At 48.1% G+C, this 13580-nt stretch carries 12 protein-coding genes; 2 read left to right on the top strand and 10 right to left on the bottom strand.

Annotated elements, in window-relative coordinates; translation table 11 throughout:
- Positions 1 to 27: 27 nt before the first annotated feature.
- From ABZR88_RS15210 to ABZR88_RS15165, 10 genes are all read right to left on the bottom strand, one after another.
- Positions 28 to 993 (bottom strand): transketolase family protein, encoded by a 966-nt coding sequence (locus ABZR88_RS15210; RefSeq protein WP_107826517.1) that lies wholly within the window; start codon positions 991 to 993, stop codon positions 28 to 30.
- Positions 994 to 1240: 247 nt separating this feature from the next.
- Entirely contained in the window at positions 1241 to 2065 is an 825-nt protein-coding gene (locus ABZR88_RS15205; RefSeq protein ID WP_107826518.1) for a transketolase, read from the bottom strand.
- Between the two features lie 10 nt (positions 2066 to 2075).
- Positions 2076 to 3485 (bottom strand): L-fucose/L-arabinose isomerase family protein, encoded by a 1410-nt coding sequence (locus tag ABZR88_RS15200; RefSeq protein ID WP_107826519.1) that lies wholly within the window; start codon positions 3483 to 3485, stop codon positions 2076 to 2078.
- 435 nt (positions 3486 to 3920) lie between these two features.
- Complete coding sequence (locus ABZR88_RS15195; protein ID WP_107826520.1) at positions 3921 to 4685, bottom strand: DeoR/GlpR family DNA-binding transcription regulator; 765 nt, start codon at positions 4683 to 4685, stop codon at positions 3921 to 3923.
- Between the two features lie 273 nt (positions 4686 to 4958).
- Positions 4959 to 5549 (bottom strand): LUD domain-containing protein, encoded by a 591-nt coding sequence (locus tag ABZR88_RS15190; RefSeq protein WP_107826521.1) that lies wholly within the window; start codon positions 5547 to 5549, stop codon positions 4959 to 4961.
- Between the two features lie 76 nt (positions 5550 to 5625).
- Positions 5626 to 6999 (bottom strand): lactate utilization protein B, encoded by a 1374-nt coding sequence (locus ABZR88_RS15185; protein ID WP_107826522.1) that lies wholly within the window; start codon positions 6997 to 6999, stop codon positions 5626 to 5628.
- A gap of 89 nt (positions 7000 to 7088) precedes the next feature.
- On the bottom strand, positions 7089 to 7829 hold the full coding sequence (locus ABZR88_RS15180) for a (Fe-S)-binding protein (protein ID WP_107826523.1): 741 nt from the start codon (positions 7827 to 7829) through the stop codon (positions 7089 to 7091).
- A 370-nt stretch (positions 7830 to 8199) separates the two neighbouring features.
- The gene (locus tag ABZR88_RS15175; RefSeq protein ID WP_107826524.1) at positions 8200 to 10575 is read right to left on the bottom strand and encodes a response regulator; all 2376 of its coding nucleotides are present in this window, start codon (positions 10573 to 10575) and stop codon (positions 8200 to 8202) included.
- Between the two features lie 2 nt (positions 10576 to 10577).
- Positions 10578 to 10895: a hypothetical protein gene (locus ABZR88_RS15170; RefSeq protein WP_107826525.1), complete on the bottom strand. Its 318-nt coding sequence runs from the start codon at positions 10893 to 10895 to the stop codon at positions 10578 to 10580.
- Between the two features lie 205 nt (positions 10896 to 11100).
- Positions 11101 to 11289 (bottom strand): hypothetical protein, encoded by a 189-nt coding sequence (locus ABZR88_RS15165; RefSeq protein WP_107826526.1) that lies wholly within the window; start codon positions 11287 to 11289, stop codon positions 11101 to 11103.
- A gap of 139 nt (positions 11290 to 11428) precedes the next feature.
- On the opposite strand from ABZR88_RS15165, the gene ABZR88_RS15160 reads away from it, so the two are divergent.
- Together ABZR88_RS15160 and pelA are read left to right on the top strand one after the other, a co-directional pair.
- Complete coding sequence (locus ABZR88_RS15160) at positions 11429 to 12439, top strand: formylglycine-generating enzyme family protein (protein ID WP_245916958.1); 1011 nt, start codon at positions 11429 to 11431, stop codon at positions 12437 to 12439.
- A 92-nt stretch (positions 12440 to 12531) separates the two neighbouring features.
- Positions 12532 to 13578, top strand: a complete 1047-nt coding sequence (gene pelA, locus ABZR88_RS15155) for a pectate lyase (protein ID WP_107826528.1) — start codon at positions 12532 to 12534, stop codon at positions 13576 to 13578.
- Positions 13579 to 13580 lie beyond the last annotated feature (2 nt).

The following is a 13580-nucleotide window of genomic DNA, read 5'->3' as shown; positions in this document are numbered from 1 at the left end:
GTGGGGGTGATAAGGTTTGAGGCGGTTTTAGGCTGATGCCAGCAATTTGGCGGCCTCTGCGGCAATGCCGCTTTCTGATATGCCGTAGTGGCCCAGTATTTCTACCTGCGAGCCGGTTACGGTATACTCATCAGGGATACCCATAATTTTAAATGGTTTACGGTAGCCATGCTGAATAAGGTATGATGCGCAGGCCTCGCCCAAACCACCATTCACCATGTGTTCTTCTACGGTAAGGATGGCTTTGGTTTGCGCTGCCAGTTGGCTGATCAGTTGCACATCCAGCGGTTTGATGGTGTGCATGCTCACTACGGTGGCTGCAATGCCTTCGGCCTCTAATTTTTTAGCGGCTTGCAGGGCAGGATATACCGTTTCGCCGCTGGCAATGATGGCAATATCTGCACCCTCTTTTACTACACGGCCTTTGCCAAACTGAAAATCGCCCGGTTCATCGGGGCTCAGCAGCGGCATTGGTTTTTTGCCGAAGCGCAGGTAAACCGGCTTGTTGCTCTCGGCAGCCAGTTTTACGGCTTGTTCGGTCTCAAAGTTGTCGGCAGGCGCTACAATGGTAATGTTGTTGATGGCACGCAGCACCGCAAAATCATGCAGGCTGTGGTGCGTGGTACCCAGTGCGCCATAACTTACACCTGCGCTAATGCCTACCAGCGTAACCCGGTTGTCTGAGTAGCACACGTCGTTTTTGATCTGCTCTAAAGCACGGGCGGTCAAAAAGCAGGCCGGCGATACCGCGAACGCTTTTTTACCAGCTGCTGCCAAACCGGCGGCTACACCTACCAGGTTCTGCTCAGCAATACCGATCTCGACAATCTGCTCTGGAAACTTCTGCCCGAAAGGCACCAGTTTACCCGAGCCGCGCGAATCGCTGGTTACAGCTACAATATTTTTATCCATTGCAGCCAGTTGCTGCAAGGTTTCAGAAAACACGTCCTGATTGGGTTTTGTGCCTACGGCACTTTCTACTACTGCACCCACGGTATTTGTTTTTTTGTTTTAGTTCGATTTATTGTTCTATATCATTATGTCATTTCGACCAACGGGAGAAATCTTATCCCTCATGCTATTCCGGAGGATTGTTCGCTCGTACAAGATTTCTCGTCGCTCCTTCGCACAATTCCAGCCCTTCGCTCGCTCGAAATGACATGGTGGGGATGACGTGTACAGACTTACGAAGTTTTAAAACTTCGTAAGTCTGTACACGATACAAGTCTTCTCCTATGCCTTATACCAACTCTACAGCGCCGTCCAACTCCTCAATGGCTTGCTCGTATTGCTCCTTGTTTGGAACGCCGTGGTGCCATTTGCCGTTGTTTTCCATATAGCTGATGCCTTTGCCTTTTACGGTGTGGGCGATGATGAAACTTGGTTTACCCGGCTCGAAAGGGATCTGGGCAAAAGTTTCAGTCAGGGCTTTAAAGTCGTGACCATCCACATGGCGCACAGCCCAGCCGAAGCTTTCAAATTTGTGGTCTACCGGGTCGGTGTTACACACGTCTTTGGTAGGGCCGGTAATTTGCAGTTCGTTTTTATCCAGAATGGCTACCAGGTTATCCAGCTTGTAGTGGGCGGCTGTTAAAGCAGCTTCCCAGTTTGAGCCTTCGGGTAACTCACCGTCGCCCAGCAGGGTGAACACGCGGTAATCCTTTTTATCCATTTTAGCAGCAATGGCATTACCCACTGCAATTGGCAGGCCGTGACCCAACGCACCGGTATTTTGCTCTACGCCTTTGATCTTGCGGGTAGGGTGACCGATGTAGTGCGATTTGTATTTGCACAAAGTCTCCAGGTCGCTCTCAGGGAAAAAGCCCTGATCTGCCAACACCACAAACAGCGCCTCAACGCAGTGTCCCTTGCTCTGGATATAACGATCGCGATCCGGAGAGGTGAAATTCTCCGGACCAACGTTCATCACGTTATTATAAAGTACATTCAGCACGTCTACACAAGATAGACTGCCGCCGGTGTGCCCGGCATTTGCGCCCACAATGTATTTGAGGATCTTTTTACGATACTCAATAGATTTTAAGGCTAGTTCTTTGTCAGTCATAGCTGTACAATTAAATGTGGTTGTAAACTTCCCAACCCATGTAGTTGCCTAAAGCTTCTTGCAGGATGCCGGCAGTTTTTGAAGCATTCATTACCACATGGTGCTCAAAACCGTTGCGGCAAACATATTGCATCAGGCCTTGCAGGTTTGGTATTTGTGCTACGGCACGGTTACCAAAGGTGTTCAGTTCGTCGTTAGTTAAATAGCCTTCGCCAATGTAGGCTTTGATTTTGCCATTCGGGTCATCAGTGCTGATGCGGCCGTAAGTTAATGGCGATGCAGGCGTGCGGCCGGCCAGTGCGCCGTATGTATTTTCTACACCTACTGATGTACCCAGAATTGGTGCCGTGCTGATCTCGATATCTGGCAGGAATGATTTTGCCCAGTTACCGCAATGGAACAGTACGCATTTCTCATCATCATCAGCATAGTTGTTGTTCCAGTCTACCAGCGCGCTTGGCGAACCAGAGGCCAGCTGCATGGCATACATGCTCAGGGTACCGGTTACGTCAACTTCGCAGGCGCTTGGTAACATGTTCTCGCTCATGATACTCATGCTGGTACATACGTTACAGCCATAGTTTTGCTGTAATGAGGTCCAGCATTGGATAGCGGTGGCATCCAGCTCGTTCTCGGCCATAAACTGGTTCAGCACTACGTCCAGCTTGGCAATCTGGATCATCGCCTCATCAGGTGTTTTACCTATTGGGGTGTAAGCGTGTATTTTTTCTAAATGCGCTTTAACAACAGCGTCATCTTTAGTCAGTCGGTTAGCGCGGCCCAGAATCTCAGAAAGATCCACCGTGGTTACAGAAATGCCATTGCGTTGCAGGATCTTCTCGCTGTAACGAACAGTATTGAACGCACCTGGACGGGCACCTACTGCACCGATACGTACTTTTTTCAGACCTTTAACCACGCGGCAAACAGCTACGAAGTTTAATAAATCAGCCTCAAAAGTTGGATCAGAAGGGTGTACCACATGTTTAGTGGTCAGCGTATATTTAAAGCCGAACTGATACAGGTTGTTGCAAACCGAAATTTTACCGCACCATGAGTCGCGGCGACGGGCAACGTCCAGCTTATTCAGATCGTCTGGGTAAGCCTGGATCAGCACAGGCACGTTCAAGCCGGCCAGGTGCAGGGTTTCAGCAACGCCTTTTTCATCGCCAAAGTTTGGTAATACTACCAGCACACCACTAATCTCGTCGCGGTGACGGGCAAACAATTCTGCACATTTACGGGCCTCACCAAAGGTTTCAACACCACCCAGTTTAGAGTCGGTGTCTTCCAGCATAATTGGTTTCAGGTTCAGCTTCTCAAACAGTGCCAGAATATCCACACGTGCCTCGGCCACTAATCTGTCGGGGAAAAAATCGCGATTGCCGATAATTACACCCAAGCTTGCTTTTACACTCATTTTTAGTTTTTCGGTTTTTTATTGTAAGCAAAAAGACTATGCTAATGTTGTCTTCTGAAAGTAAAGATAAATAAAAGAAAACAAAAGAAAGAAATCAAAAGAAGTTATAACGCTTCAGGGAACTAAAGTTGCAATAGAATTTTACCAATACTTTCATAAGCTATCCTGAAAGATGGTGATTTAACGGTTACGTAATATGGGAGGGGGGGAGTAACGCTAAAGCCGTTTGTCATTCCGAACGAACTGGGACAGGAGTGTGAAGTGGAGTGAGGAGGAATCTTAGACGGATGATATTTAGTTATGCATTGCCCATTATGGGTAGAGATAGAGTATGGCGATGAGAAATCTTGTACGAGCGACAGGCCTTAGAATAGCTTGGGGGATAAGATTTCTCCCGTTGGTCGAAATGACAATCGGGAGTAGAAAAATAATGAGCTACTCCGCAATAATCAGCTCAATATCATTATCCTCCAGCACGGCTTTGTGGTGCGCCTCAATGCCTGCATCGGTAATAATATAATTAATGAGCGATAGTGCACCCAGGCTGGCAAATGAACTTTTGCCGATCTTGGTAGAATCAGCCACCAGGTAAACCGTCTCTGCGGCATCAATCATCGCTTTTTTTACTACGATATCGCTGATGCTGGGGTAGGTTAAACCTGCTTTGAGTGACAAACCAGCTGTAGCCAGAAACAGTTTCTGCACGTTAATACCCTTAAAAAAGTCAGCAGCTTTTTGGCCGGTGAGTGATAGGGTAGGTGGCTTGAACTCGCCGCCGGTTACAATCAGCTCGATGCCCGGCTCGGTACCCAGCATGGTGGCAATATTGAGGGCGTTGGTGATAACGGTGAGGTTTTTAAAGCCTTTCAGTTTCTTGGCAATCTCGGTAGTGGTAGAGCCCGAGTCAAGGATGATACTGTCGCCGCTTTCAATAAACTCGAGACATTTATTGGCGATGAGTTCTTTCTTGTCCAGGTTTTCCTGATGGGTGAGCGAGAAAGCCCGCACCTGATCGTGAATATCTTTAATGTATGCCCCGCCATGCTCGCGACTAATCAGCCCGTCTTTTTCCATTTTCTCCAGATCCTGACGCACGGTAACTTCGGTTACTTTGAAGATACGTGCCAGATCAATCACCTTGGCAGAACCGTCTTCTTTCAGTAGTTCCAGAATTTTATCGCGTCGTTGGTTGGGTAGCATAGTACGAATATTGTAAATATTGTCGATAATAATTGAAGGCAAACGAAATTTATGGAAAATGAACAGGAAGTAGACGGCTGTATCTGGTAGGCTGAAAGCGTGGGAACGTGCGATTCCCTCCCTGGGGAGGGTGTAGGGAGGGGTTAGTAAAGCGATTAGCCCCCTCCCTGCCGACGCTCTTTCCTTACGCGCCCCTCCCCGAGGAGGGATTTTAAGCGTCCAACAAGAAAGGCAGCCATTGGCTGCATTTCTTGTTGTATGTCGAGTATCTTATCAATCCAAAATAAACACCGTCATGCCGCGCGGACCGTGTGCGCCAATGACCAATGACTGCTCAATATCAGCAGTTTTAGATGGGCCGGCTATAAATACGCCGTAACCGTAGCTGGTTTTATCGGCAGTGCGGATGTAGGCTTCGTGCATGGTTGGCACAATATCTTCAGCCTTGATGACGATGGCCAGGTATTGGGTGATGAACGGCAAGGCACGGTGACCCATCAATTCTTCGGTTACCCAAACTGCGCCATTCTCGGCCACACCGAAATGTCCGCGGATTACTGCCAGCTCAACATTCTCCCAGTGATGGGCAGTCAGGCTTGGCTGGAAGGCTTCGTTAGTGATGCCGGCCAGTTCAGGAACCAGCGTCAGGATGCGATCCTCAGGCTTGTAAATTTCTTTAACAATCTTGGCAATCTCCTCATAACCAGCTACGCGGTAAACCTTGCCGCCAACATTGGTAAGGGTGGTACTATATTTTTCAATGACGCCTTCCGGGTCACCTTTCAGAAATGCGATATCAGGCAGCTCCATCGGCTCGGGCTGATTTTGTTTTACGGCTGCCAGTATTTTTTCTCTACTTGTCATTTATAATGATTGAATGAGTGATTTGCGAATGAGTGAATGATTTTATTCTATCATTCACTCATTCCATCCTTCAAAATTATTTTCTATTCTTCTTATACCACTCGCCAAATGATTCTTTCGGTGGAGTTGGCATATCACGATGTTTGTACCATGGATTTAGTCCATTGTTTACAGCAAACGGTGCCAAACGCATCACTATACGGCCCAGTTTACCGGCGGTGCGGTAAATACCCGGCGAGTTAAGCGTAGTAGTCATCACCTGCATACCTATTTTTTTAACGGTTGGTGCGTAACCTTCTTTTACCAGCACCTGACGCCATTTATACAGCTGATCATGAATATCGATCTTCACCGGGCACACGTTACTGCATGAGCCGCACAGGGTTGATGCAAATGGTAAATCGGCATATTGTCGCATATCCAGGTTTGGTGCCAGGATAGAACCAATCGGGCCAGCTACGGCGTTATGGTAGCTATGGCCACCGCTTCTGCGGTAAACCGGACAAGTATTCATACAGGCACCGCAACGGATACATTTCAGCGAGTTGCGGAAATCTTCACGACCCAGTTGTACGCTTCGGCCGTTATCAACCAGCACGATGTGCATTTGCTGGCCTTCGCGCGGCTTTTTGAAGTGGCTGGAGTAAGTGGTAATTGGCTGACCGGTGGCGCTGCGGGTTAGCAGACGTAGAAATACGCCCAGGTGCTTGCGCTGAGGGATCAATTTTTCAATACCCATACAGGCAATGTGTATGTTGGCCAGGTGGGCGCCCATATCGGCGTTACCCTCGTTGGTACAAACTACAAACTCGCCTGTTTCTGCCACGGCAAAGTTTACGCCGGTTAAGGCCACTTTGCGGGTTAGGAAAGTTTCGCGCAGGTGCTGACGGGCGGTTTCGGTTAGAAACTGCGGATCAGACATATTTGACGGCGTGCCCAGGTATTTGTGGAACAGATCGCCAATTTCTTCTTTCTTTTTGTGGATACAAGGCAGTACAATGTGGCTTGGCGGTTCTTTAGCCAGCTGCACAATGCGTTCGCCAAGGTCAGAGTCAATTACTTCGATGCCGTGCTCTGCCAGGTACTCGTTCAGGTGGCACTCTTCGGTCAGCATTGACTTACTTTTTACCATCTGCGTAACACCCTGCTCGCTGATCAGTCGGTGAACAATCTCGTTATGTTCCTTCGCGTCGGCAGCCCAGTGTACGGTAACACCGTTAGCTTTGGCCTGTGCTTCAAACTGCTCTAGGTACCCGCTCAGGTTAGAGAGCACGTTAAACTTTATTTTAGATGCCGTTTCGCGCAGATCTTCCCACTCCGGCAGCTGGTGCACCGAGCGGTCGCGCTTAGCGCGGATCCACCACAGGGTTTCATCGTGCCAATCTACACGGGCCTCGTCTTTATTAAATACGTCGGCTAATTCTGCGTGTTCTTTCTCTCCAGTATTCATTTTGTCATTGGTCAGTAGTCATTGGTCATTGGTGCTTTGCATCGACGACTTGCAATAACTAATCTCTGATTAACTAATCAACTAATTAACTAATTCTCAACTCCGTTGAGAATCTCAGCAATGTGCATCACTTTTACGTTGCTGCCCTGGCGTTTCAGGATGCCTTCCATGTGCATCAGGCAGCTCATGTCAACACCGGTAATATACTCAGCACCGTGCTGCAGGTGGTCGGCCACGCGGTCTTTACCCATTTTTGATGATACGGCTTCTTCGGCCACGCAGAAGGTGCCGCCAAAACCGCAGCATTCGTCTACTCGGTTCAGCTCAATCAGCTCAATATCTTTTACCATGGCCAGCAGGCTGCCTGGTTTTGAGAAGGCCGGCGCTACGAGTTCACTCATGCTTGACAGTTTCAAGCCACGCTGACCGTGGCAGCTCTGGTGCATACCCACTTTATGAGGGAAACGTGCCGGTAAGCTTTCTACCTTTAAAATATCGGTTAAGAAAGTGGTGAGCTCATAGACTTTATGGCGAATGTCTACAGCCTTAGCTTCGTCATGCTCATCATGTAAATGCTCGCGCACGTGGAGTACACAACTGCCTGACGGAGCTACGATGTAATCGAAGCCATCAAAGTTTTTAATAAATAATTCGTTACAGCCATGTGTCAAATGTTCAAAGCCCGAGTTGGCCATAGGCTGGCCGCAGCAGGTTTGATTTTGCGGATATACCACCTCGCAGCCAAGCTTTTCCAGCAGCTGCAGCGTGGCAATAGCCGCGTTGGGGTAAAATTGATCTACATAGCAAGGTATAAACAGTCCTACACGCATTTTTAAATCAGTATCTATTTATTGGCGATCGGTAAAAATAAGTCACAGGCAGCTGATGATTGTCAGCCGGGGGTGATTTATTGAAATAAATTTCGGCCAAATTAATAACTCGTTTTGTAAAGAGTATCCTTAGCTTACCTGCTTTGGTAAATAAACGTAACAATTAGCTAAAGAGATATAAAAAAGCGCGTCATTAACACTGCGTAGACGATATTTCGTGTTCTTTTTGATTGTCATTGCGAGGAACGCAAAGGGTAAAGCGTGGGAGTGACGAAGCAATCTCGTCAAAGGACTAATTGCTTGCGACGAGATTGCTTCGCGCGCAATTCCGCCCGCGAACCCTGCTCGCAATGACAAATTGGTTTAATTTTTACCCCGCAAAAAGTTCCGTAGCCGGTAATTCCTTGTCTTTATTATTGATATGTACCGATGCTCGTCTTAGCGCCTCCAGGAACAGGTCAATATTGACGGGTTTAGACAGGTAATCATCCATGCCCGCGCTTAGGCATCGCTCTTTATCTTCGGCAAGGGCGTTGGCTGTCAGGGCAATGATGATGGGTTGAGCGATGGTGCTGCTGCGAATCATCTGCGTAGCTTCCAGTCCGTCCATGCCCGGCATCTGGATGTCCATCAGTATTACATCAAAGGTTTCATGTTCCATCAGGGCCAATACATCCAGGCCGTTTAGTGCAGATTTTGCCAGATAGCCCAGTTTGCTCAATATGCGCAGAATGAGTTTTTGATTGATCAGATTATCCTCAGCCAGTAAAATGCGCATCGGGTGTTCGTGAGCGAAGGTTTCACTCAGCAATCCTGCTGCCAGTTGTTCTTTGCGTTGCGGTTGTTGTTCAGGCTGCTCAACCATGGCCGTCAGCATGGCTTTGCAAAGTGGCTGCAACTTCACCGGCTTGGTCAAAATGGCCGAGAATAGATTGGCGTAGCGCTGTTTGGTTTCATCGCCAACAGAGCTGAGCAGCACTATAGGCATCTGCGGCTGTCGCTGCTTAATCTGTTCGGTTAATTGTACGCCATCCATGCCGGGCATCTGCATATCGCTTAACACCAGGTCGAACTTGTTTTGATCCATAGCTACCAATGCTGCCTGACCTGATGATACCAATGTTGGCACTAATTTCCATTGCTCTAACTGCAGCTGCAGGATGCGGCGATTGGTATCGTTATCATCAACCACCAAAATTTTTTTGCCTTCTTGTCCGGCCATACTGCACGGCACGGTTGCGCGTAACGGCTGGGTGCTTACCTCCGCATGTAGGGTGAAAACAAATGACGTGCCCACCATCGGTTTGCTGTTAGCATAAATTTCGCCGCCCATCAGGTTTACCAATCGCTCACAAATGGCCAGACCTAAACCGGTACCGCCATAGCTGCGCGTGGTTGATGAATCAACCTGCGAGAAAGCTTTGAACAGGCGCGGCAATTTATCTTCAGGTATACCTATGCCGGTATCTTTTATCTCAAATTGCAGGATCAACTGGTTGTTGGCACGGTTAAGTAAACTGATATGCATAAACACCTCGCCATATGAAGTGAATTTGATGCCATTGCTAAGCAGGTTGGTTAATACCTGTTTCAGGCGCAGGCTATCGGCCACCAGTTGCATGGGCAGGTCATGGTCTATCTGGTAAATCAGGTCCAGACCAGCCATGGCAGCTTTACCGGCAAACAGGTCCATCACTTCTTCCACGCACTCGCGCAGGTTAAAATCATGCGGATCAAGTTCCAGCTTACCCGATTCTATTTTGGAGAAATCCAGAATGTCATTAATCACATTCATCAACTGTTCACCGCTATTTTTAATGGTGCTGGCATACTCGGCCTGTTCCTCATTCAGTTGCGTTTCTTGTAAAAGTGAGGTCATCCCCAATACCCCGTTCATCGGCGTGCGGATCTCGTGACTCATGGTAGCCAGGAAGATGCTTTTGGCTTGATTGGCTTTCTCAGCCTCGCGGCGGGCCTGGTGCTCTTGCTCCTGTTGCAGCAGCAGTTCTTCGTTCAGCGCCTGTAGTTCTTCAGATTGAGCCTGTAACTCCTCGTTCAACTCCTGCAGCTCGTTACTGCGCAGGTTGAGTTTGCTGATGTAACTTTGGATGGCTTTTTTAAGTAACCCAAAATCGCGATACAGGTTATCAATCTCCATACTGTTGGGCACACGGGAGGCCTCTGCCGGTGTAGATACATCCGAAAAATCAGACCGGATAAAGGCCGACATCTGCTGATTCAACTGCGTTAAATCGCGCGTGAAATATTTAGAGAACAGCCAGCTCAAAGCTACCACAACAGCCAGCGACAGGGCCGATATCAACACCAGCAGCCCGGTAAACTTGTTGTGGATGCGGGCCGTTTCGCTGATAGCCACGTCATTAGTTTGGGCATATTGATGGTCAAAGTTTTCTATAGCCTGGCGAGTTTGCGGTACAATGCCGGTTTCTTTGTTAATGCCCAATATTTCGGCCTCGTTTACCAGTTCAACAAAATACTGGCGGTATAGCTGCATCGCCTGGTAGCTCTGCGTATTTTTAGGTTGGTTAACCAATAGCGAGTCTAACTGCTTATAGAACAGTAGCGCATATTCCATGCGTCCGCGCAGCATATAGTCTTTTTCATGACGGCGTAACTGAAGCAGACCGATTTTTGCCACCCGGCCAGAGTCTTCCAGCCAGTGCGCGTAGCGGCGCATTTTACCTTCAATCCCCCAGTCTTCGAAACCTTTTTTTTGATAGTGCACTTTCAATAAGCGCCCATCGTGATGGTTTGCGCACTTAGCCGTTGCAGATTTTCCAGTTGCTTATCTGCGTGTATATTGTTGCGCTCAGCATGTTTGCGCAAGGTGGCAAGATCTGTGCTGATACTTTTTTGCAGTGAGAGAAAACGATCGATATCCTGTTGTTTGCCACTGATGTAAAACTCGGGTTCATGAAAGCCCGAAAGCATGAATTTTTGGAGGTAGCCGGTGCTTTCCAGGTATTGGATCTGTACGCGCGTTAATTCACCCGAAAAATTGCGCAGGCCGGCCTGGCGGTTATCTATATACAGATAAGAGCCCAACCAAAAAAGTATGACCAGTATAAACGCAAAGAAGCTTAAAAGGAGCCTGGCCTTGAAAAACTTTAGCAGAGGGATATTCAATAAACGCACGTTCCATAGTACGGAAAGTGCGTTTAGTTGGTTGTTAACTTAATATTAAGTTTTGTAATTTAAAATAGTAGAGCAAGGGCTATTTGAAGCTGAAATGGTTATTGGTTGCATAGCGCTATTTCTGTACCTCGCCGGGGGCAACCTCTGGAGGATTGGCTGGTTCTGGTGGCACTTCGCGCGGAATATTTTCGGGCGCTTCTTCTGGTATTTGTGGCTCGCCCGGATCAGACGGGCGTTGTATACCCGGGTTTTCCGGATTCACCGGCATCTCATCCGGCTCATTCGGTATGCTGTGCTTTTTCATAAGGCGTTTATTTTAGTAACTGATGGGTTGATGGATATGTTTTCAATGTTGGTCCTTTCATCAGACTTAGTGTTTTATTCCAGCAAGGCTTGCTTTATGCCCAAATATTAAGAAGCTTTGTACAAACCATATGAATAAGTTGAAGAGAATAGCATTATTGATGGCCTGCGGCGTGCTGGCTGCCTGTAGCAATCAACCTAAAAAGGCTGCGTCTGTGCAACAGCAGGCAGTTGTAGATACGCCCAAACAAGGCCACACAGATATGGTGCACCTGCCTGCCGGCAGTTTTATGATGGGTACCGATGATAAAGATTTTAACGATGCGCAACCCGTGCACCGCGTAAATATGAAAAGCTTTTGGATTGATGAGCACGAAGTGACCAATGATCAGTTTGCCCGATTTGTATCAGCTACGCATTATGTTACCGTTGCCGAGCAAAAACCCGACCCGAAAGATTATCCCGGCGTGCCTCCGGAAAGCCTGGTACCCGGCTCTGGTGTGTTCACACCGCCCTCGCATCCGGTATCGCTGAATGACCCAATGCAGTGGTGGAGCTATGTTGCCGGGGCCAGCTGGCGCCATCCTTTCGGACCGAAAAGCAACATCGATGGCAAGGGTAACTATCCGGTGGTGCACGTTTGTTATACCGACGCCCTGGCCTATGCCACCTGGGCCGGCAAACGCTTGCCTACCGAAGCTGAGTGGGAGTACGCCGCCCGTGCCGGCAAAGCCAATAAGACCTACTATTGGGGTAGCGAAATGCACCCGAATGGCAAAATGATGGCCAATAACTTTCAAGGCCATTTTCCGGATAAGGATACCGGTGCCGATGGCTTTAAAGGTATTGCGCCCGTAAAATCGTTCCCGGCCAATGGCTGGGGTTTGTATGATATGGAGGGTAACGTATGGGAATGGTGTAATGACTTTTATCGGTCTGACTACTATGCCCATAGTCCGGCTGATAACCCTCAGGGCCCGGCAGATAGCTATGACCCTGAGGAGCCTAACGCCGTGAAACGTGTGCAGCGCGGTGGGTCTTTTATTTGCAGTGATGAGTATTGCATCCGCTACAAAGCAGGCAGCAGGGGCAAAGGCGAGGTGAACAGCGGATCAAATAATTTGGGTTTCAGGTGTGTGAGCGACAGGTAGTAGGGTAGGCAACGTATTTAATATGTTACGGAGCTATATGCCGTTGCATTTTGGGTTAAATTGTAAATTCGGCAACCAATTTTAATCCCGATATGAACCCCCTTAAAAATATTGTGAGAGCCGCTTTAGGTATAAGCGCTTGTTTTTGTGTGGCCCAGGCTTGCGCGCAGGATTTGCAGGCCGATAACATGTTACTGTTTCAGCGTGCATCAGGCGGCTGGTCCAAACAGTACCATGGTAAGGCTTTTAGCTACAATGTGCAGTTTTCAGACTCGCTGAAAAAGGACATCGCTATTGAAGCTTCGCACGATGATGCTAATATTGATAACGAATCGACTAAGAAAGAGATCCGTTACCTGGCTCATGCGTATAAAACCTACCATAATCCTAAATACAAGGAAGCGATAGAGCGCGGTATAAAATTCCTGCTGAAATCTCAATATGATAACGGTGGTTTCCCGCAATACTATCCTGAGAAACTGCTGTATCGTGCCGAGATTACTTACAATGATAACGCCATGATCAATGCGCTCAATGTGCTGCAGGATGTGGTGCGTAAGCAGAACGATCTGGACTTTATAGACCCATCGCTGACAGCGCCATGTGCCAAAGCCGTTAAAAAGGGCGTGCAGTGCATATTGAACACGCAGATCAAGGCAAACGGCAAACTCACAGCCTGGTGCCAGCAATATGACGAGAAAACTTTGCAACCGGCCAAGGCACGTGCTTATGAGTTACCATCTATCAGCGGTTCTGAAACCGTAGGTATTATTGATTTTCTGATGAGTCAGCAAGATCCGTCAAACGAAATTAAAACTGCCGTTACCGCTGCGGTAAACTGGTTGAAAGAAGTTGAAATAAAAGGCTATAAATTTGTGGCGGTACCTGCGCCGGGCACGCCCTTTGGCACCAACCGCCAGTTAGTGGCCGATAGTAATGCGCCAACCATTTGGGCCAGATATTATGAAATAGGTACCAACAAGCCATTCTTTTGCGATAGAGACGGCATTAAGAAATACGACGTCAATGATATTGGCTATGAGCGCCGTAACGGCTACGCCTGGTATGGCAGCTGGGCTAACGGTTTGATTGATAAAGGTTACCCCGCCTGGGCTAAAAAGTGGGGCGTTAAAGAATAAAG

Origin of the sequence: Mucilaginibacter yixingensis (assembly GCF_041080815.1) — a bacterium.
Taxonomy (GTDB): Bacteria; Bacteroidota; Bacteroidia; order Sphingobacteriales; family Sphingobacteriaceae; genus Mucilaginibacter; species Mucilaginibacter yixingensis.
This window is presented reverse-complemented; position numbering and strand designations above follow the sequence as displayed.

Bases quoted from the DNA above. Each gene is read 5' to 3' on its own strand.
- ABZR88_RS15205 (WP_107826518.1), bottom strand. From the start codon at position 2,065: ATGACTGACAAAGAACTAGCCTTAAAATCTATTGAGTATCGTAAAAAG.
- ABZR88_RS15200 (WP_107826519.1), bottom strand. From the start codon at position 3,485: ATGAGTGTAAAAGCAAGCTTGGGTGTAATTATCGGCAATCGCGATTTT.
- ABZR88_RS15195 (WP_107826520.1), bottom strand. From the start codon at position 4,685: ATGCTACCCAACCAACGACGCGATAAAATTCTGGAACTACTGAAAGAA.
- ABZR88_RS15190 (WP_107826521.1), bottom strand. From the start codon at position 5,549: ATGACAAGTAGAGAAAAAATACTGGCAGCCGTAAAACAAAATCAGCCC.
- ABZR88_RS15185 (WP_107826522.1), bottom strand. From the start codon at position 6,999: ATGAATACTGGAGAGAAAGAACACGCAGAATTAGCCGACGTATTTAAT.
- ABZR88_RS15180 (WP_107826523.1), bottom strand. From the start codon at position 7,829: ATGCGTGTAGGACTGTTTATACCTTGCTATGTAGATCAATTTTACCCC.
- ABZR88_RS15165 (WP_107826526.1), bottom strand. From the start codon at position 11,289: ATGAAAAAGCACAGCATACCGAATGAGCCGGATGAGATGCCGGTGAAT.
- pelA (WP_107826528.1), top strand. From the start codon at position 12,532: ATGAACCCCCTTAAAAATATTGTGAGAGCCGCTTTAGGTATAAGCGCT.